15 protein-coding genes are annotated in these 21,136 nt (G+C 62.9%); 6 read left to right on the top strand and 9 right to left on the bottom strand.

The window, feature by feature from the left end; all coding sequences use genetic code 11:
* Positions 1-631: 631 nt before the first annotated feature.
* Complete coding sequence (locus IEY07_RS21070; RefSeq protein WP_188897589.1) at positions 632-3,727, top strand: Ig-like domain-containing protein; 3,096 nt, start codon at positions 632-634, stop codon at positions 3,725-3,727.
* 1,450 nt (positions 3,728-5,177) lie between these two features.
* A complete protein-coding gene (locus tag IEY07_RS21065) occupies positions 5,178-5,642 on the top strand; it encodes a hypothetical protein (protein ID WP_188897587.1) in 465 nt (154 codons plus the stop codon).
* Between the two features lie 528 nt (positions 5,643-6,170).
* Here IEY07_RS21065 and IEY07_RS21060 read toward each other — a convergent pair.
* The gene (locus tag IEY07_RS21060; RefSeq protein ID WP_188897585.1) at positions 6,171-6,707 is read right to left on the bottom strand and encodes a DUF8462 domain-containing protein; all 537 of its coding nucleotides are present in this window, start codon (positions 6,705-6,707) and stop codon (positions 6,171-6,173) included.
* A 477-nt stretch (positions 6,708-7,184) separates the two neighbouring features.
* Here IEY07_RS21060 and IEY07_RS21055 point away from each other — a divergent pair, with 477 nt between their 5' ends.
* The 4 genes from IEY07_RS21055 to IEY07_RS21040 all read left to right on the top strand — a co-directional run bounded on the left by IEY07_RS21055 (position 7,185) and on the right by IEY07_RS21040 (position 13,949).
* The gene (locus IEY07_RS21055) at positions 7,185-8,720 is read left to right on the top strand and encodes an AAA family ATPase (RefSeq protein ID WP_188897583.1); all 1,536 of its coding nucleotides are present in this window, start codon (positions 7,185-7,187) and stop codon (positions 8,718-8,720) included.
* 41 nt (positions 8,721-8,761) lie between these two features.
* Entirely contained in the window at positions 8,762-9,589 is an 828-nt protein-coding gene (locus IEY07_RS21050) for a hypothetical protein (protein WP_188897581.1), read from the top strand.
* A gap of 837 nt (positions 9,590-10,426) precedes the next feature.
* Positions 10,427-13,300, top strand: a complete 2,874-nt coding sequence (locus IEY07_RS21045; protein WP_229670468.1) for an HsdM family class I SAM-dependent methyltransferase — start codon at positions 10,427-10,429, stop codon at positions 13,298-13,300.
* Positions 13,293-13,949: a hypothetical protein gene (locus tag IEY07_RS21040; protein WP_188897577.1), complete on the top strand. Its 657-nt coding sequence runs from the start codon at positions 13,293-13,295 to the stop codon at positions 13,947-13,949. Before IEY07_RS21045 ends, IEY07_RS21040 begins: the two co-directional genes overlap by 8 nt.
* Positions 13,950-14,858: 909 nt before the next feature.
* On the opposite strand, the gene IEY07_RS21035 is transcribed toward IEY07_RS21040, so the two are convergent.
* From IEY07_RS21035 to eno, 8 genes are all read right to left on the bottom strand, one after another.
* The gene (locus tag IEY07_RS21035) at positions 14,859-15,563 is read right to left on the bottom strand and encodes a hypothetical protein (protein WP_229670449.1); all 705 of its coding nucleotides are present in this window, start codon (positions 15,561-15,563) and stop codon (positions 14,859-14,861) included.
* Positions 15,564-16,069: 506 nt separating this feature from the next.
* The gene (locus IEY07_RS24885; RefSeq protein WP_188897573.1) at positions 16,070-16,459 is read right to left on the bottom strand and encodes a HEAT repeat domain-containing protein; all 390 of its coding nucleotides are present in this window, start codon (positions 16,457-16,459) and stop codon (positions 16,070-16,072) included.
* 18 nt (positions 16,460-16,477) lie between these two features.
* Positions 16,478-16,900 (bottom strand): hypothetical protein, encoded by a 423-nt coding sequence (locus IEY07_RS21025; RefSeq protein ID WP_188897571.1) that lies wholly within the window; start codon positions 16,898-16,900, stop codon positions 16,478-16,480.
* A 116-nt stretch (positions 16,901-17,016) separates the two neighbouring features.
* Positions 17,017-17,301, bottom strand: a complete 285-nt coding sequence (locus IEY07_RS21020; RefSeq protein ID WP_188897569.1) for a DUF211 domain-containing protein — start codon at positions 17,299-17,301, stop codon at positions 17,017-17,019.
* Positions 17,298-17,876, bottom strand: a complete 579-nt coding sequence (locus IEY07_RS21015) for a histidine phosphatase family protein (RefSeq protein WP_188897568.1) — start codon at positions 17,874-17,876, stop codon at positions 17,298-17,300. The genes IEY07_RS21020 and IEY07_RS21015 overlap by 4 nt, the downstream gene beginning before the upstream one ends.
* A 20-nt stretch (positions 17,877-17,896) precedes the next feature.
* The gene (locus IEY07_RS21010) at positions 17,897-19,255 is read right to left on the bottom strand and encodes an MFS transporter (RefSeq protein ID WP_229670447.1); all 1,359 of its coding nucleotides are present in this window, start codon (positions 19,253-19,255) and stop codon (positions 17,897-17,899) included.
* Positions 19,252-19,788, bottom strand: coding sequence for an inorganic diphosphatase (locus tag IEY07_RS21005; RefSeq protein WP_188897566.1), 537 nt, complete (start codon positions 19,786-19,788; stop codon positions 19,252-19,254). Before IEY07_RS21005 ends, IEY07_RS21010 begins: the two co-directional genes overlap by 4 nt.
* Entirely contained in the window at positions 19,785-21,131 is a 1,347-nt protein-coding gene (gene eno / locus IEY07_RS21000; RefSeq protein ID WP_188897564.1) for a phosphopyruvate hydratase, read from the bottom strand. Before eno ends, IEY07_RS21005 begins: the two co-directional genes overlap by 4 nt.
* Between the last annotated feature and the right edge of the window lie 5 nt (positions 21,132-21,136).

The following is a 21,136-nucleotide window of genomic DNA, read 5'->3' as shown; positions in this document are numbered from 1 at the left end:
CTGGGTTGGGGCTGACGGTGCGTTGTGTTCAGGGTCTCTTCGTCCAGCCTCATCCCGCACGGGCTTTGAAGTTTGGTGGCCAGCGACTCGCGGGCCTTGTCTGAGACCATGTTCCGGGGTGCAGGGTTTAGAGACTCATGGTTGTCCACCGCCCGGCCGGCACGTGTTCGGGGGACCAAGGCCGGCCGGGCGGGGACTGTGCGAGGCATCGGAACTGTGAAGGGGGAACCTTCTGTGTGCCTCGCTGGGCTCCCTAGGCCCAATTGCCACGATAACTACCGTTTCCCTCCGAATTGGAAGAAATCCTTGGATCCTTTGCCGTTCGGCGCCCTATTCCCCGACGCAAAGGTTTAACTGCTGCCTGCAGCTGACAGAACCGCCAGCTTGATCACAGATTGGTCACGGTATTTCCAAAATTGGTCGGTGCCAGGTCAAGTTTGCTCAAAGGTAGGGGCATTGATCGCTCAAGCAGCTGGGTGGTCTCGTCGCCTTGACCCCCTCGAAAGGCGCCATGTCGCATCGTTCGGCGTACCGTTCTGCCATTTTCGTGCTAATTACTAGCCTTCGTGCCCTTCGTCAGATCAGTTCTGCGCGTTCGGCCCGGTCAGTCCTATCTCGTGGCTCGTCTCGCGTGCTGACCCGGCTGCTCGCGGTCGTGTTGGCGGCTGGGTTGGTGACGGTCGCCGCCTCAGTGGCGCACGCGGCCCCGCTGCCTGCTGACTATTCAGCCAGCACGTCGGGTGACGTGGTGTCGGTCGGGTTGAACGCGGTGGGTTTGGACACGTTGGATGCGGCTGTCGGTCATTCAGCGACCACCGTGGACAGCACCGGGACGCCACGGAGCCGGGCAGAGTCGGCCAACGTGGCCGCGAACGCGGTCGGGATCGGCGTCGGAGTAGAAACGGCGGCTGCGGAGTCGACGAACGCCACCCCGGACGACACCTACAACCAGTCATTGGGCCAGGTCGATGTCCCCGGCGTACTGGATACCGGCCTGGTCTCCGGAACCGGGCAGACTCATTGGGCCAGTGATTCGGCGTGTGTGCCGGATGGTGATCCCATCGCACAGTCGACGACCACGCTGGCCGGCGCGACACTCGGCCTGCCTGGCTTGCAGATCCTGGATCTCGGCACGGTGAGCACAACGGGCTCGACGAGCTTGAATGACGGGTCGGTCGTCGCTACCAGCTCGGGCAATCTGGCCGACAGCAGCTTGCTGAACGGTTTGGTCGGTATCCATGTGGTGAACCAGCCGGAGATCACAGCCCAGTCGAACGGAACCACCGGCACAGTCACCTCCAACAATTACGCCGTCGACGTCACAGTCGACAACGCGCCCGCCGTCCGACTCGAGGCCGGCGGTCAGATACCGATCACCCTGAACATTGCAGGTGTAGCGACCACCGATCTGACGTTGACCGTCGGAAACCTCAACGACGCCTCGGCCGGAGCGACCGGTGAGGGCAACATGTCCTTCATCACGATCACGGGCACGATCGATCTCCTCGGCGCTAATGCGGTGACCGTGGATTTGGGATTGCTGCCTTTGACCGCCGCCGCGACCGCACCGACCGGCGGTGTCGAGTGTGACAGCCTCGCCGCGCCGGTGATCAGCCGGCCAGCGGACGGGTCGACCACCGGCGACACCACCCCGACGATCGGTGGAACCGGGACACCGGGTGCCACGGTCACCGTGACCGAGGCCGGCACGACGATCGGAACTGCTGACGTGGACAACGACGGCACCTGGTCGCTGGTCCCGGACACTGCGTTGGATCTGGGTAGTCACACGATCGTCGCGACCCAGGCCAACGGCCAAGCCACCTCACCGGCATCGGATCCAGACAGTTTCCAGATCATCGACACCACAGCACCGAATCCACCTGTCATCACCGACCCGGCAGACGGTTCGTCGACCAACGACACCACACCGCCTATCTCGGGCACCGCTGAGCCCGGTTCGACCGTCGCCGTATCGGTCGACGGCAATCAGATCGGAACCACCCGCGCCGACGGGGACGGGAACTGGACACTCGTTCCCCTGACCCCGTTAGCCCCGGGCGGTCACACCGCGACCGCGACCGCCACCGACGCGGCCGGAAACAGCTCCGACCCCAGTGACCCGGTCGACTTCACCATCGACACCACCGCACCCGCCGCGCCTGTGATCACCCAGCCGGCCGACGGGTCGACAACCACTGACAACACACCCACCATCACCGGCACCGGTGAACCCGGTGCGACCGCGACCGTGTCCGTGGATGGTGATCAGATCGGCACCGCCACAGTCAACGGTGACGGCGATTGGATGCTGAATACTCCGGATCCGCTGGCTGACGGTGACCACACTGTGTCAGCGACCCAGACCGATCCGGCCGGCAACACGTCCGATGCTGACAGTGTCGACTTCACCGTCGATGCGACCACCCAAACCCCGGTGATCGCCCGGCCCGCCGACGGATCGTCAACCCGCGACACCACGCCGACCATCTCCGGTACCGCCGAACCCGGCGCCACGGTCGTCGTGACCGACCAGGACGGAACCCGGCTCGGCACCGCCACCACCAACAGCAACGGGACTTGGACGTTCACCTCGATCGCCCTCACCCCAGGCGGATACACGATCACCGCGATCGCGACCGACCCATCAGGAAACCGGTCAGGACGCAGCCACCCGGATCGCTTCACCATCGACACCACCGCACCAGCCCCGCCGGTAATCAGCGATCCGGCGGACGGGACGACGATCACCGACAACACCCCGACGATCGGCGGCACCGGTGAACCCGGCGCCACCGTGACCGTGACCGTCGACGGCGATCAGATCGGCACCACCATCGTCAACACCAACCGACGTTGGACCATCGGTGTCACCCAGCCGCTCGGCGACGGCGATCACATCGTCACCGCAACCCAGACCGATCCAGCCGGCAACACCTCCGACCCGAGCGATCCGGTCGATTTCACCACCGACGCGACCCCACCAGCAGCGCCCACGATCGTGACCCCTGCTGACGGGGCCGCCATCACCGACACCACACCGACCATCACCGGCACTGGTGAACCCGGCGCCACCGTCAGCGTCCGGATCGACGGACACCGGATCGGCACCGCACGCGTCCGCTCGGACGGCAGCTGGACCCGCCCGGTTGACCAGCCCCTCGACCCGGGAAGGCACACGATCACCGCCGTCCAAACCGACCCAGCCGGCAACACCAGCGATCCCACACAGTCCCAGTTCACCGAGATCGACGCCGCCGGCCTCACACCGCCGGTCATCACCGACCCCGGTAACGGCAACACGATCGGCGACACCACGCCCACGATCAGTGGGACCGGTACTCCTGGATCGACCATCGCCATCTTCGACGGTGACAACCAGATCGGCACCGCCACCGTTGGAGCTGACGGCACCTGGACGCTGACCGCCAACACCCTCGACTGCGGCACCCACACCATCTACGCCGTCCAAACCCAACTTCAAACCACCAACACCGCAGTCACCCTCGACACCCTGATCATCAGCTCCGACCCATCCAACCCCATCACCTTCACCATCACCTGCACCACCAACAACACAGGAACCGGCACAGGCACCGGCACGAACGGGGAAGGGCTAGCCGAAACCGGAACACCCACCGGACTCGCACCCCTCGCCGCAACCGGACTCCTCGCCCTCCTCGCCGGACTCGCCCTCATCCGCCGACGCAAACACCCCACCCGGTAACCATCAACGGCAATCATCAACGGGCAATCCTCAACGCCGGCCCAGCACCCTCGACCCCCACAAGGCGATCGGTGGTGTTGGGCCGGTTGCGACCCCGGGCTGTGATCGGCCCCAGGCTGTGGTTGGCCGCTCACCGGCGATCAGATCCGCTCCCAGGACCGCCGGTGCTGCGAGTACTCGATCCCGAGCGACCAGAACCCGTAGACATCCAAGCAACAGCGACGCACAACGGCCCTGCGAGCACGGGTGGCACTCCACCCCGCCGGTGGTCCGCTTCGGGCCAAACGATGGGCAACCGCCGTGTGTCTGCGACATCAATGGAACGAAAGGGCCTGACCCCGAGTGGATTGGTTGCACCGATCGAAGATCGGCGGGCGACCCGGGACCAAAGTCCATTTCCTAATCCGGACATGTCCAGTTTGGACACGACTCTGCTAAGGTTCTTGATGTTGGCGTGTTCGACCAGGCCTCGGGTCCGGCCGAGCGGCCGATGTCAGGACTTGGGGGAGTCCTGCTTCGCATGGTGCAGAACCTGCTTGGCAGGTGTCCGCGCCGCGGATGGCACGTCGTTTGAGTCGCCCGCCTGGGCTTGTCGGGGGACGCCTGGCAGGCGACTCGACGACTGCCCTCCGACACCTGACCGGCGGATATCTGATCTTGAGCACTTGATCTTGAGCACTTGATCTTGAGCACTTGATCTTGAGCTGCCTGATCTTGACTATTCCGTCTTGGGGGGAGTTGGTTGTGATGCGGATCCTGTTCCTAAGTTTGGCCATCACATTGATGCTGCTGGTGGTCAACAACTGGCGCCTACAACACCGCAGCCACTAAACCCGGTGCCAAAGGGTTAGCCAGGTCAGGTTAGCCAGGTCAGGTTCGCCTGTAAGGTGCCACCGGACCTTCGGCGAACCGAGCGGCGCCGCCCTGGCTCCACATCGATCGAACTCACGGTCCCGGCGTCCCGTTCGGGGCTCGGTAGCGTCCTCGTGCAGGCCTGCACCCGTTGCCTCGATGCTGTCGGACGCAATGCGGCCGCGCACTTGAGGCCAGTCGGATAGCAACTACGCGGCATTGGGGATCGAAGAACCGAACGAAGCCCGGGCGACGCCGCACTCGCCCCGGTAGGTATCAAATGCTCGTGGCGGTAGCCCACTGCGTGTCCCGGTTCCCGAGGTTCGGCAGGCTCTGTGACGGGGTCAATGGTGATCGTTCATCAATGATGAGTGCCCGGGGCTGTCTTCCGCATCGATCGCACCGACCGTTGAACACCGCCGATCGGTGATCGGCGATACTTAAACCACGAAGCCGCAGCGGCACACCCGATGGTGTCGTCGCTTAAGCGGTTCCAGGGCCGGGAGCACGGGTTCATGACTTCCGTTGGGCAACATGTCAGCATGTACTTCCCGGGGCGAATCAGCCCGGCGAATCCACACACGGGACGACACTGGACATGAGTCGATCATCGAAGAATCGCCGGCACAGTCGACGATCAACCAACGACCTCGACTACCGCTTCAGCGAACGCCGTATCCGCCGCTGGACGACCATACTCGAGTTGATCATCGCCGCCGGAGCTGTGATCGGCGGAGTGCTGGCCATCATCGGAGCGATCCTGGCCGACTCGGACCTCGCCTACGGCGGACTGGGTGTGTTCTCGCTGATCCTGGCAGCCGTGCTAGTGGTTGCCGCCTGGCTCGGCGGCCAATCACTCGCACGCTACGGCGGTTTCCTCGGCCTACTCCTCATGGCAGGCATCGGACTCGGTCTCGGCGGCTGGTCGATCGGCCCCCTCTGGGGATGGCTCGGCGCCTTCCTCTTCGCCCTGGCAGTCATCGGATTCCGGTGGATGCGCCGGCGTCTGCTACAACGACAGGCCAAGCCACCGACAACCACCGGCGGGACACGGAGACGATAACCCGGGGGGGCAGTTTTTCAGACGTGCGGCGCGACTCGAGATGTTGAGCCCGCGCATGAGTATTCATGGCTGCAGGTCCGAATGCCCCAAGGAAATCTAGACCCGCGCGCCCGCGCCACCAGCTCTCACTGCTCTGATTCGTCAGTGGACTCGAGGTTCGCGGAAGGGTCTACGGCGCGGACTGCCGAGAGGGCCCGGTCCAGGATGTCGGAGAGAGGAAAATTGGCAGCGTGCCAGGTGGCGACGACCTCGCCGGGGCGCGAGCTGTCGATCTCCGATTCACCCCGATGTCCACTCTCTGCCGCGACTGAGGCCAGCGCAACCCGGACCCGCTCCTGTGCAAAGTCCGATTGGCCGGCCGGCTCCCGCAGCTGAGCCACGGTCAGAACCTCAGAGTGATGCGTAAATTCAACCTCGGCTGGGGACATGAGCCTGATCCTCGCACGGCGAGCGATCAGAATCCGCAACCTGTTGATTTCCATTACCGGCGATAATGAAGGGAATCGCAGGTAACCGGATTGGTGTTGATCATGGTCCGGCATGACGTGGTTGCCCGGTTTGACCAGGGCTCTGAGTATCTGTCTGGCGGCGGATGTATTCGGACATGCCGGGAACGGTGAAGGCGACGCGGCCACGTTCGGGGGAGTAAATCATGCGCTTCTTGATCAACTCGTCGCGGATGCCACTGACCGAGCTCAGTGTGGTCTCGAGGTGGTCGGCGATGGCTCGGGTCATGGGTTCAGGATCGGTGAGTGCTGCCATCGCGATCGTGTAGCGGCGTTCGGTGCCCGTGGCGCGGTCCCAGCGTCCCGGATAGAAGCCGGCATCGAGTTGCGCTTGGCCGACCTCGATCGCTGCTTTGGCATCGGACACCGTGAAGGTGCTCGAGGCCGCCAGGTCCCAGATCGAGGCGCCGTATTCCTGCAGGAAGTAGGGGTAGCCGTGGCTGGCGTCGATCAGCACATCCAAGGCGTCGCTGCTGTAATCAGCGCCCATTCGTCGGGCAGGCTCGACCAATGCCTGGGCAGCAGTTTCGTGGTCCAGGGGAAATCCGCACAAGGTCACATATTCGAACAATATGCCGCCCTATCGAGTATGCTCTGACTAGGGGTTTTACGCTGTGGAGCTAAGAGGATTCGAACTCTTGACTTTTCCCATGCCATTGCTTCACGACGGGCCGAACATGACTAACGCCAAGCGTGTGGGCATCCGCCAGTGGTCACCAGCGTCGAGGTCAGTACAGCGCCGTGGTGCCACTGTTGGCGCCACTGTTCGAACGCATAACTCCAGTGGTGCGCATCGGACGCGCATGCATCGACTGACCGCCCAGGCTCGTGCACGTCGCAGACGAGGAACGCGTCACTTCGCCCACTCAGACGCAGGCTGAATCGCCACACCGGAGACACACAAGTTGGCTGTCGTTGCAGCCCATCGTAGGTGTTCGCAGGAGGATGGCCAAAGGGTCCAGCAGCCGCGCACGCAATCTGTCACGATTAGCCCCTGCGAGCACCACGCTCGTGCGATTCCGGCCCAAGGATGAGCATGCGGTTCGAGATTCAAAGTGTGCAGGGCGCGCCCGAAGTCAGCGGCCGCCCAGTAGCTGTGTTGCGCGAGAGCAACTGGGACGACTTCGGGTTCAGGACGCTGTTCGGGGTAGTTCTGCACTTGCCTGGCGGCCTGGAAGTTGATCTCGGCAACGTGAAGATCATGCGCCTCAACCAGGAGGGCGGGTACACCCAAATGCCGGGTCGCTCGTTCGATGCCCTAGATGCCGACTTCTGCTCACTTGGGCAGGACGTCGAGTACTACGAGAAGCTGCTAGCCCTACCGGAGCCAACTCGAACCGACTTTCTGCGGAGTATCCGGGATGCGGCGTACGACCGCGAGATCCGTCGCCGATTCTTGGGGACACAAGCTTGGAGCGAGTCGTTGACTCGCTTTGGGCAGGCGTCGCACGCGCTCGAAGTTGGCCGCGATGCCTTCAGTGGGTCGCGGAAGACGGCCGGGGTTGCGAATTTCGAATATGTGAGGGCTGGTGACTCCCCGTTACGGATGTACTTCGGATTTGACGATCGTGCCGAGCTCCCGGGGCGTAGCAACGTCATCATCGGCTACAACGGCGTCGGCAAGACCCGCATGCTTGCGGATCTGGCCCGGGCCGCTAGTGAGCGCCAGATCGAAGAGCCGCGTGGGGTGAGCCTTTCAGGCGACGATGTGACCTTCGGCGCGGTTGTCGCAGTGTCATATAGCGCGTTCGACGAATTCGAACTCCCCCAGAACAGGACTCGGAACCAAGACGTGGACGTCTTCGAGACCGAGATCGGTCGTACAGAGCTGTTCGGCTACGTATACTGCGGGCTCCGTCGAGTAGAGGGGACCGCCACAGCGCAGACAGATTCACAGCGACCCGAGTTGAAGAGCCTCGCTGAGATCGACCAAGAGTTCTTGAACGCGTTGGAGCGAGCGCGACATCGACAGGTGGATGGCAAGCAGGTCTTGCTTCCGGCCCTGCAGATGCTCGAGCGGGAGCCTTCCTACGGGCGAATCGGCGTGATGCCATCGACATTGATCGACATCGACGGCGACGCCAGAGGTCAGATTCGCCAACTCAGCACCGGACACAAGATCGTCTTGAACATCGTCGTTCAACTGGCAGCGCACCTACGACCGCGCTCGCTCGTGCTTCTGGATGAACCGGAGACGCACCTGCATCCTCCGTTGCTTGCAGCCCTGCTCAAGGCAATTCAGTACTTGCTCGACGCGTACGACTCGTTCGTCGTGATTGCTACGCACTCTCCTGTGGTTCTGCAGGAGGTACCAGCGTCTTGCGTCCGCGTGCTCACGCGATTCGGCGATGTGGCCGAGGTCGAAGAGCCAGAGATCGAGACCTTTGGTGAGAATGTCGGGTCGATCACTCGGTATGTGTTTTCGCTCGATAGCAGCGCAACCGACTACCAGGGTGTTCTAGCTTCGTTGGCCAAGCGATTGTCTGTCGATCAGATCGAGGAGTTGTTCAACAACGGGTTAAGTGACCAGGCTCGGGCACTTGTTCTTCGAATACAACGGAGCAGTTCGTAGTCATGCTGTGGAGACCACAGGGTTTCGATGCAGCGTATGAGATGGCGGTCTTTGACGCCGCGCGTGCCAACGCGTCCGGCGATACCTCGGTTCGTCTCGCGACGCTGCGTAGAGATGTCTGTGCCGCGTACACGAGTTACGCAGGTTCTGGGGCGGCCAGCGATCTGACGCCGGTTCTGGCGAAAGCAGATGCACTCAATGCGGCCGCCCTTCGGAGGAACTACCCGAAGATTCGATCGGGAGTTGAGAAGGAGGTGGGTGCCCGGCTCCTCAGCCGTAGCAGGAAGTGCTGTTTGTGTGGCCATGCGCCGTCGGCGCAGCTCGACCATCACCTGCCGAAGACGACATTTCCCGAGTTCTCGGTGCTGACGTTCAACCTCATTCCGGTGTGTGCGGATTGCAACTTCAAGAAGAGGGAGCTCTACAGGCGATCCGATGGCGGCCCGGCGTTCTTGCATGCATATCGGGATCCACTGCCGACAACCGAAGCGTTTCTCGTAGCCGACATCTCTATTAGTGTGACGGTCGCAGCTGACTTTCGAGTCGTCCAAACACCGTCGATTGCCGACCCTGCATTTGCCACCCTGCAGCACCACTTCGAGAGTTTGGACCTGGCGGATCTCTATGGCGAGTTGGCCACGGAACTGATGGGTGAGAAGCTGACGCCGATCTACGAGTACTACGACGAAGGTGGAGCTGGACTGGTTCAGCGGTACTTGCAGCGCGATGCGCTAGGCGCTCTTCGACGTCACGGGCTGAATCACTGGAAACGTGTCCTTCTTGACGCCTTGGCGGACGACACTGACTTCTGCGATGGGGGCTTCACGCACTTGGGAGATCGCGAAGAGCTGCCCCTCAGTGGGCACTAAGACGGAGGCTCAGTGATCACACGCAGCGGCGCGGCGCTCTCCGGGCTTCACCCTGATCGATGGTCTTCCGCTTCGCCCAGATCCGGCGCCTCGGCGCTGACCCGCTGGTCCATGGGTGCGGTGTCTCGTCGTTACGCTGCCCGCCGGTGCACGTGGCGCACGAGGGCGGCGTAAAAGCTCAATTCTGTGTGCAGATTGCTGGACACACATCCGGTGTTTTCATCCATGCTGGACTCATTACGGCTAGGTCCGACGCGCTTCGTCTGGTCGAGCAGCACGCGGCGCTCAACGACTCCCAACTCGCCCCATCTTCTCCGCGTAACGCACCAGCACGCCAACCAAGCAGCACGGAGCCTCGCTGCGCCGGTGCGATCCGCCGCATCCTAAAGGGCCAGTCCGCGTGATGCCCGACCGTCTGGAGGCCGGCAGCGTGGCGCCCGCACAGATTCAGATCAGTATCAGCCGCCACGACCACCGCGGGCGTGGCCAGTGACGGTGACAGCAAAGGTCCCCCTTCGGCCGAGATCGCCACCTCCACCTTTGCGGCTGATGATCGATTACTCGCCGTGATCGCGGCTGTCGTCCATGACCTCTGCATGATTGCACAACGACGCGCCGGAGCACTTCAACGTGAGCTCGCTGAGCCGTACGGGATCAACGTAACGACAGTACGCGCCTTGAGACCAGGTCCGCCGCCGTTGCGACGCTGGCACCCGCAGGTTCGGAACCTACAACCTGTGCCCCACTCTTGGTTGACAGACTCGCTTGTACACATCGCCGTTCCGTCGGTGGTCCTCACTAGAGTGTTTCCGACCTGACTACGGCAGATCGGTGACAATGAACGGCCAGACGTTCCTCGATGACGTGGTCGCATCCCTTGAGTATCGGGATGCGACTGGGTTCGTCGACGGCGGCACATCCGAGCCCGGCGCCCGCGACTTCATCTGGAACGACCTCAACCAGAAGTGTGACGTCAACGCGGCATACTTCAAAGGGGCGGTGCCGGTCGTGGCTTTCGCCGCCACGGAGTCCCGCGCCGATGTCCTCCAGATTCAGCGACGCCTCTGGAACTATGGGCGTGTCCCTGTCCTGATCGCGACGGCGGGGTCGGAAGTTCTCGCCTTGAGTTGCAACGCGATCGCCTCCTCGGACGACTTCGACGCGGCGTTGCTCGGGCGAGCGAACAGTGAACAGGAGCTGGCACAGGTCTTCTCTGACTTCACGCGGTTCAGCATCGAGACCGGTCGACTGAACCAAGTGCATGCCGACCGGCTCGACAAGAAGAACCGGATCGATCAGAGTCTCCTGCGCAATCTCCGGCTTCTCCGCTCGCGTCTTCTGTCCCACGGCGTAGACGAAAGCAATATCGAGCCACTCGTCGGTCGTTCGATCTTCATCCGATACATGGAGGATCGAGGCATCCTCCGTGCGGATGACCTTGTCAAGCTCGGTCAGCCAGGCACGTTCTCGTCAGCCCTCCACGGCGGCTGGGACTCGGTCAGTTCCTTTTTCGATGCGATGTCCGAACACTTCAATGGCGACGTCTTCCGTCGTAACGTGCTCGTTGAGGAGATCCCGCCGCCTGCACTCGACGTCCTCAACGAGTTCTTCGAAGCCACTGACCTCGACACCGGTCAGGGAACGTTCTGGTCGTACGACTTCTCGATCATTCCCCCCGAACTCATCAGTTCGATCTACGAGCAACTCCTTGAGGAAAAGCAGAAGACCGATGCTGCGTATTACACGCCACGCCACGTGGTCGATCTCGTGCTCGACGAGCTACTGGACCCTGGATGGGGACGTGACGGGACGAAGACGATCCTCGATCCCGCATGCGGATCAGGGATCTTCCTCACGGAGGCGTTCAGGCGGCTCGTCTACGCCGCAAGCTTCGGGCAAGCCGAGGGTCCGACCTTTGAAGATCTGTCGGCGCTCTTGGTGCGCTCAATCTACGGCGTAGATCTCAATAGCGATGCGATCGGCGTAACTGCATTCGGCCTCTATCTGGCCCTACTAGAGCATGTTGATCCGAGAACGATCTGGCTCGAAGCGCGCCTGCCGAACCTCATCGGCACGAACCTTATTGCGGCGGATTTCTTCGAGGACCACGCGCTATCGGCGATGCGGTTCGACGCGATCGCGGGCAATCCGCCGTGGAAGAGCAAACTATCGCGCCCGGCGCGCCAGTACCTGATAAGGGCCGGAGCGAAGGTTCCGGACAAGCAGCTCGCGGCGGCGTTCATCTGGCGAGCGGCGGAGATGCTGGGAGACGATGGTTTGGTTGGTCTTGTCCTGCCTGCGAAGACAGTCCTGCACAACCGAGCAGCTACCGCCGACCGTTTCAGGTTGAGGTTCTTCTCTTCGATGTCCGTGAAGACGGTTATCGACCTATCGCCGCTTCGTAAGGAGTTGTTCGACGCTACGGCCCCGGCCGCGATCACGATCTACGGCCGAAATCGACCGGAGCTTGCGAACGCCCCCATTCTGCACGTGTCTCCCCGTCGAACTCCCATCGCTCAGTTCGTTGATGGGATCGTCATCCCGCAACAGAACATCAGAGGGATCGCTCGGTCCAAGGCAGCCACGGACCCGTCCATCTGGAAGCCGCTGCTATGGGGCGGCGAAGCAGATATGGATCTGGTGCGACACCTTCGAGAGTCATTCCGACCTTTGCGTGACACAGTGGCGAGCCGTGAGTGGACGCCGAGCCAGGGGTTCCAAAAGGGCGGCGGAGACCGTCACGACACTAGTCACATCGACGACCTGCCCTTCATCGGTCCCACTGGTCTTCGCGCGATGGCTTTGCCGATCGTCGACGAGACGTTTGTCTATCCGAGCTCGATGCATCGCCCTCGCAGGCGAGAGGTTTACCTAGCACCGCATGTCCTGATGAGGAAGGGTTTCAGCGACTTCCCCGAAGCGGCTTTCGTCCAGTTCGATGCAACATTCACGGACGCGCTGTTCGGGCTGGCGGGGCCCTCACGAGACACGGTGTTGTTGAAGGCGGTCGCTGCCGTCCTCAACTCTTCTGTCGCGAGGTATTGGTTCCTCATGACCAGCAGTTCGTGGGGGGTCGAGCGGGAGCAACTGCATCCAAACGAGTGGTTGACTGCGCCGATTCCAGCGTGGTCGTTTGTAGTCCAGCAGCAACTCGCGGGGATCGTGGATAAGGCTGCGTCAGGGGCGCCGGAAAGGTTGTGGCGCGATGACCTTGAGTCGACCGTGGGGAGGGCTTTCGGGCTGACCGAGTCAGAGCTCAAGGTCATCGATGACGCGCTGAACATCCGCTACTCTGAACTACGGCAGGGTTGGCGCTCGCCCGCGTATCAGCCTGCATCCGAAGCCCACTTTGAGCAGTTCGTCAAGGTGCTTGCTGCGGACCTGGACGCATTGGAAATCGGTCGCTGGAGTGTGCAGCTGTCTGAACGGTCGAGCGGCCTCGCAGCACTGACGTGCTCGTTGGTCGGAGAAACCGACAAACGAGCACCGATGGAGACGCAGTTCTCGATTGCCGCCCTCCTGAGCAGGGGGCCGGAGGCATCCGCCTCGGCCGCCACGATCATCGAACCGGAAGCCCTAGTGCTGGACGGCGACGCCGTGCACCTGATCAAGCCGGACAGACTCAGCTGCTGGGCGATCAGCTCCAGCCAGGAGACAGCCGCCAGGATCCTGGCTGCCATCGCGACTGGCAACGTGAGCGGCGATGCTTGAGCGGCTGACCGACCGAGTCACAGGTGAGGTATCTGCAGCAGTGCAGCGGCGCGCCGCCAACCGGCTTCCTGTTCTTGCGATAAGGCTGCTTGAGGCGGGAATCAGTCTCTGGAGGAACAATGGATGGTTCCGGTTCGACGACTCTGAGATCAGTTGTAGCGTGCAGCTCTACCGCTGGCTGCAAGAAGCGCGCCGTGCCAACAGGTCTCTGGTGGTGATCGAAGTCTCCATTGAGCATCTGCTCCTAACGCCTGACATGATCGAAGGATTGGTATCACCCTCGAGCGCACGGCGTCCCGACATTCGATTCACCGCGAGCGACACCGGACTGTCGCTTGAATGCAAGCGGCTGCTTGCTCCGGCCGTGTGGCACCAGGACTATGTACACAAGGGTATGGAGCGATTCGTAACCTCCGCGTATGGTGCCGGCGAGTCGCTCGGCCTCATGGTCGGTTATCTACAGGACGTCACGGTCGACGCCTGCCTGCCCTCCATAAACAAATACATCGCCGCCCACACGGCGATGGGGAATCCGCACCAACTCAGTGACGACCACGCAGCCTCCTACGGCACGTGGTACAGATCCGACCACGCGAGGTCCGGTGACGTTCCGATCCACCTGTCTCATGTCTGGATCAACCTCAACTAGTACTGCGAAGGGATCGATCGACCTTGCTGACAGCCAACAGGTCGTGAAGAGGAGACTGGGCCATGATCGGAGCGATGGATGAGTCCATTGCGCCGGAGGCTTTCACGCAGTCCGGGCCGGTGGATTCGAAGGACTTTGAAGTCGTTCAGCACCCTGATCTTCGGGTCGAGCTGTCTGGGCTGCAGGGTTCTTACCGATCCGGGCCCGCCTCTAGTTTTCGTATAGCTCGTGTGAGTCGTGGGCTCATTCCCAAACGGATAGACGTAGAGCGTCGAGCAGGTGGCTCGGCACGGCGCTCGTAGTCCGGACCCTCCAGCCGGGGCCGTAGACCTGCGGACAGCAAGGGGTCGGGCGTGATCCTACGAGCCAAGTGCTCCGCTGTGCTGAATGCGTCACTTCGCCGCTAATGAAGCTGCGACCGTCGGCAATGTGGAGCCGGCGCTCGGCCGGACAACCAATCAGGGAACTGGCCTAGCTTCGCCAGCCTCCATCCAGTGGATCCCATGTCGCGACGTTGTCTTGGTTCAGAATCGGATCGGCGAACCGGGCTACCACCGACAAGACACCTGCGGATACCCGGAAGTTCCTGCTCCCGATAAACGTGGCGACACCGAGCCGACCACTTGGGCTGCGCCCGCCTTGGCATCCCCGCCACACTGCCGGCCGACGGGCGCGGCTCAACCTGCCGATAAGCGGCCACTGCAGCTAGGGAGACCAGAGCTCGTCGGCTCCGACTTGGTGCACACCAATCAGAGCGTAAATGTCGGCGAAGTCGCGCCAGCCTTCTTACCCGCTTCGTGTCCCGCACGGAAGGCCGTCGCTCGACGTCCCTGGACTGTCTCTTCCCTCGCTCGGGATCACGAGATACCCGAGTAGCCGTCAAGCCCGGCCGTTGAGAGCCGAGTTGGCCTAGACCTTCGCGATCGCTGGCATCGGTGACCGGGCCGAGTATTGCAGCCGCGACACCGGTTCCTTAGCCGCCCACGCGTTGAAGGCTGTCAGGTAGAGCCCGACATGTTCACGGGTGTCACGGCGACGCCTGACTTCGCCGGCTTGCCGCCGGGCCATGTTCAACATCAGGTTCCGGAACTTCAACCGGGCATCACCGCGCTTCAAACCGGCACCGTCGATCACCCCGTCGAACCACGGCTGCAGCTTATTCGGCAAGTTCACCCGGGACACCAGATAGCTCGCTGCACCGGCAGCGCTCTTGATCATGCCGACCTCCTGGGACAGCTGGTCGCCGAGCACTACGAAGTCCCGGATCTTCGGATTGCGCTCCAGCGTCTCCAGGATCTGGTGGTTGGTAACCGAAGCATTGCCCCCGGCCCAGGTCAGGTCTGGGCGGTTGTCGTACAGCCACACCGTGCGCACCATCGACGCCAGCTGCATCGTCGACTTCTCGCCCTCGATCGCCAGCACATCCGCCGCATTGCGTTTCTTACCGGTATCCAGCACATCGAACGTATCGGCCGGCACATCCATGAAGACCGTCATCTCAACCGACACACCCGCCTCGATGACGGCTGCCAGCCGATGCTGGCCATCGACCAGAACCCCGTTCGTATCCACGGCAACGCCCTGATGGGTGACCTTCCAGTCGCCACGCTTCATCGCCTCCGCGAACGACTGAACGACTGACCGAGACAACGGTCGGTTGGAGGTGTTGCACTCCAGCAACTCGGATGCCTTGTCCGGCGTGATCTTCTGTACTCGGCTTCGCATGCCTGCCATCGTGGCGCTGGTCGATCATGTTTGCCAAATGGTCGAGTCCAGCGGTCGCGTTGAGTCGAAGTTGGACCGCGGATGGCACCGGTGGTAAGCAGATCCCGTCTTCATTTGGGGCGGCGCTAGACGGTCGGCACCTGTCATCGTTCTCGAAAGGGGGCCGGGATGCGCAGGATGATGATCATCCCCGAACCCGGAGTAGGCGGCGACCTGAAGATGGCCCGCCCCATGGCCGATCAAACCTTGTTTCTTGGGGCCATTGACAGTTGCCTCGGAATCGACAGAACGATGATCGAGAACTCATATTCATGCAGCCGATCGTTGCGTCGCACCACGCGAGGAATCCGGCGCATGCACCGACCCATGTACGGGAAGACCTCCGGCCGTAGGAGCTACATGTTCTTGAGGGCTTCGCGGGCGATGCTCGCAACTAGAGGTGGGCCTGTAGAGACCGAACTGCGGAGTAGTTCCTCCTCTTCGGCGACCGAGGACAGGGAAAGTAGTGATTTGAGCGCGGCCGCGGCGACGTACGGGTCCGGCGGATCGATCACGGCTGCCCGAAGGGCGGGGATCGCCGACGAGTCTCCGACCATTGGCAGCCGACGGACACTCATGAGGGCGACATCTGGATTGGGGTGTCGGATGCCCCAGACCAAGCGAGTGGTCAGGTCGGCGTCCGCCGGCGGCTCGATCTCGTCGCCGCAGTGGTCACATGGCCCGGATGCATGATCATTTCTGCCATAACACGACCAGCAGTAATAGGTTGGGCCGCTGCTGGGCATCACATAGAACCTGAAGTCCTAGGCGATCTGGAGCCACAGCCCGACGCCGGTCAGGACCATCCCGCTCGCTGCCAGGATGATCGACCAGGTGAGCCAGCGCCCTCCGATTGATCGGGCAAGCGCTGCGCCGAGCACGGCGAGCATGGCGATCGCGACGACGATGCCGATCCAAGCTTGAGAGGGGACGATCACCGCGACGACGAGCGGCAGGAAGCAGCCAAGGAAGCTTGCGGTCCCGCCGGCGGCCGCGTCGAGGCCGCTGTCGCGAAGCACGGCATGACCTAGACGAGTTACCGCAAGATTCTTGTCTCTGGCGAGGCTCAGTTCCCGGGTTGCGCGCACCAGTTCGCTGCGAAGGTCCACATAGCCGGAGACGAACAGGACCAGACATCCTGTGCCGAAGGCGAAAGCGGAGATTCGGATCGCCAGACCGAGAGTCATTGCCGGTCCGGAGCCGGCGATCGAGCCGGAGGCCAGCGTCAGGGCGTTGATGATGCCGTCGACGAACCCAAGTACCGGGCCGCGGATCGTCTGATGGGCGAGGATACGGCGGAGCTTCATCGCTTCCGAGGAATGTGTTCGATGATGCGATCTCCCACCACGAGTTCGTCGATGCTGTGGACGACGGCACCGGATAGCTCGATCGCTTCGAGGAGCGCGTCGTAGTCGATCTCTGTTCCCTCGACGGTGATGTTGGTTCCGACGGTCTCGACATCGATCTCGTTGACGGCGATGTTGGTGCTTTCGACGCCCGGTACTTGTGAAATGGCTTCGGCGATCTCGATCAGCTCGGGCCGGTGTAGTGCCTTGTCGACGTCGAGGACGACTCTGCGGAGATTCATCGCTGGTCGATGGCCTTGACGTTCCACAGGCCGTCGTAGGTGACGAGGTTCCAGCACGCGGTGTGTTGCGTGACCTTGCCGGGAACGCCGAGCCAGGCGAGCATCGCCTGGTTTATGGCGTCGTGGGCGACCAGCACGACGATCCCGCCGCCGAGCTCGGGTTGGAGGTCCTCGAGTACGGAGGCGGCTCGTCCGACGACGTCTTCGACGGGTTCGACGCCGGGGGCGTCGTCAACGGTTCCCCATTTCGCGACGAGGTCGGTCCGCAGCGCCCCGGCGTGTTCGCCGTAGTCGCGGTCGATCAAGCGTTTGTCGGTTGCCACGCCGACGTGATGCATTTGGTCGATCGCTACAGCTGTCTGCTGGGCCCGCTTCAGCGGGCTGGAGATGATCTTGCGGATGTTGCATGAGGCTAGCCTGCGGGCGAGCTGATTGACTTCGCGGCGTCCAGCCATGTCGAGGTCCGGATCTAGGCGACCACGGAGCCGGCCGGCGATGTTCAGTGCGGTCCGTCCGTGCCTGACGATGATCACGGCCCCGGTCAGGGGGACATGCACTTCGCCGATATCGACCATGGTTCCTCCTGCGTTGACGGTTACGACTGGGCTCGAGCTGCGTTGCCGGACCCGGTGGTTCGCAGCAGCAGAGCGTTCGCGATCAGTGCGAGCAGCATCCAGGCAGCTGCGTAGCCGAAGGCCACCGGACCCGATACGGCCGTGTAGAGGATTCCGGCGACGACGGTGGCCACGAGGTCTCCGACGGCTTGGGTGAGGCCGAGTGCTCCAAATCCAGATCCGCGCAGTGTGTCGGGTAGAGCTGTCGAGACGAGGACTGATTCGGCCGTCTCGGCGCAGCCGATCCCGACGCCTCCCAGGACAAACAGTGCGCCGACGCCGATCCAGTTCGTCGGCCCCCAACTGAAGCCGAGGTAGGAGATCAGGTAGCACGCCGAACCGATGGCGAAGACGATCCGGGCGCCCCGTCGATCCGTGATCACGCCGGCACCGACGGATGTGATGGCGGCAGCGAGATTGTGCGCGGCATACAGTGCCGTGACGGTTGCGGCAGCCGCGGTGACCGAGCCGGGCCCATTGAGCAGCTCCGTGCCACGCAGGATAAGGATCGTCGCGGCGACATTGCCACACTCGAACAACAGGATGGGGATCAGTCGCCGACCCAGCCCGCTGCCGCGAAGTTGGCCGTACCGGCTGAGGAGACCACCGGATTGTTCTTTGTCCGCGGCGCCGTCGTGCGCGGTTCTGCGTCTGCGAGCCTCTCGAGCTGCGAAGCCGATGGCGACCGCCGCCAGCAGCCCTGGCACGGCGGCGATGATCATGGTGGGGCGAGTGCCGATCGCGAGGATGAGGGCACCGGCCAGCAACGGGCCGACGACGGCGCCCAGGTTGTCACCGGCGCGCTCGACCCCGAAGGCTCGGCCTTGGGCGCGGCGGTTCACCAGGGATGCCAGCAGACTGTCCCGAGCGGGGCTGCGGAATCCTCGCGCCGACCAAGCGACCGCTCGCAGGATCCCAACTTGCCAGGTTGCGACCGTCAGTCCGATGGCGCCGGTTGCGACCGCAGTCAACAGGTAGCCGCCGCCCGCCATGCGTCGGCGACGCTCAGGCATGTCAGCCAACGGCCCACCGGCAACTTTCGTCACTCCAGTAAGCGCGTCACTGAACCCCTCAATGATCCCCAGAGCCGCTGCCGATCCACCGAGCGAGGTAAGAAAGCTGGGGAGCAGCGCGGTGACCATCTCGTGGCCAGTGTCGGAGAACAGGCTGGTCGCTCCGACACTCACAACTCCCGGAGTCAGCCACCGCGATCGCGCCGGAGGATCGCCCTGGTGGTTCTCGTCGTACTGCAGATCATTCCTCTCGGCGGCGTACCGTTCAGTGTCGCCCTCACTTTGGCTGTCCGCTCCGGAGCCTTCGCCGGATCCGGCTGCTGTCACGGGACGTCCTGGGCCGCGAGCCGGCGTCGGGCTGCGGTGATTTCTGCTTCGGCTTCGGTGACATCGGCCCAACTGGCGCCTTCGACGGATTTTCCGGGCTCGAGATCTTTGTAAACAGTGAAGAAGTGCTCGATCTCCAGGAGCAGGTGGGGATCGACATCGGTCAGATCGCGCAGGCTGTCCCTGCGTGTGTCGCCGCTCGGCACGCATAAGACTTTGTCGTCGGGTCCGTTCTCGTCCACCATGCGGAACATCGCCACTGCCCGGCAACGAACCAGACAGCCGGGAAAGGTGGGTTCCTCGACGAGAACCAACGCGTCCAGCGGATCGCCGTCGCGCCCCAGCGTGGACTCGATGAAACCGTAGTCGGCTGGATACTGGGTCGAGGTGAACAGTGTCCGGTCGAGCCGGATCCGTCCAGTCTCATGATCGACTTCGTACTTGTTCTTCTGTCCCTTCGGTATCTCAACGGTGACATCGAAAATGAGCGGCTGATCAGCTGCACCCTGTCCCAGCCGATCCGGCGACGTCACGCGCTCACCCCGATCGGCCGGAGCCGTCCGGGCAGTGGGTAGGGGTCGGCGACGTCGGAATCGTGAGCGATCTCCAGAAGCCGATTGTATTTCGCGGTGCGTTCTCCGCGGGCCGGAGCACCGGACTTCAGCTGTCCGCAGCCGATTCCGACGGCGAGGTCAGCCACGAAGGTGTCCGCGGTTTCGCCTGACCGGTGGGACACCATCGCCGTCCAGCCGGCGCGGTAGGCGACCGCGACGGCGTCCAGGGTTTGCGAGACGGTTCCTACCTGGTTCGGTTTGATCAGGACGGAGTTGGCGCAGGACTGGCGGATGCCGCGTCGGATCCGTCCGGTGTTGGTGACGAAGAGATCGTCGCCCATGATTTGGACCCGGTCCCCAAGGCGGTGCAGGATCAGTGACCACGCGTCCCAGTCATTCTCGTCGAGTCCGTCTTCGATGCTCCAGATCGGGAACTGGTCGATCAGCTGCTCGTAGTAGTCGATCAGCTCATCGGCCTCGTAGCTGGTGTTGTCGACGACATAGGTTGCCGGACCGGATGGCATCGTCGACCGCTGGGCGAACGAGTTGGCGGCTGGATCGAGGGCGATCGCCACCCCGTCGGGACCGGGCTCATAGCCCGCAGCCTTGATGGCCTCGACCAGCAGCGTCAGAGCGGTCTCGGGCCTGTGGACCGCGGGGGCGAAGCCGCCCTCGTCGCCCAAGCCCACGTCGTACTGGTGGTCGGCGAGGGTCTGTCGCAGGGTGTGGTAAATCTCCGCTCCGGCCCTGACCCGATCCGCGAGACGAGAGATTCCTAGCGGCGCGATCATGAATTCCTGGAAGGCGAGCCCGTTGGATGCGTGTGCACCGCCATTGATCACGTTGAAATGCGGAACGGGCAGGATCGGCTGGACTGGCCGCTCCAATCGTTCGTTGAGCAACCAGTTGATGAGTTGCCAGAGCGGGGTCCGGAGATTGTCGGCCACCGCACGGATCGCAGCCATCGACACACCGATCGCCACGTTTCCGCCCAGGCTTGCGAAGTTAGGGGTTCCGTCGAGGTCTCGTAGTTGATCGTCGAGCGGCCGGAGGTCTTCTGCAGCGCCCAGTCTGGTCCCAACCAGTCGGCGGGAGAGTGCGGCTCCGGCGCTGGCGGCGACTCCCACGACTCCGCGGCCCTGATAGCGGGCTGGGTCCCCGTCTCGGCGCTCGACTGCCTCCTCGGATCCGGTCGATGCGCCGGAGGGAACATCCGCGGTGGCCGTGAGGCCGGTGTCGAGGTGAAGATTGACCCGCAGTGTGGGGTTTCCCCGGGAGTCCAAGATCTCCTGGAGCTCAACATCACTGATCTGAGGACTCATCGCCC

This window comes from Microlunatus endophyticus (assembly GCF_014646195.1).
GTDB classification, from domain to species: Bacteria; Actinomycetota; Actinomycetes; order Propionibacteriales; family Propionibacteriaceae; genus Microlunatus; species Microlunatus endophyticus.
Note: the sequence above shows the minus strand (reverse complement) of the source record. Positions and strands in the feature narration are given on the sequence as shown.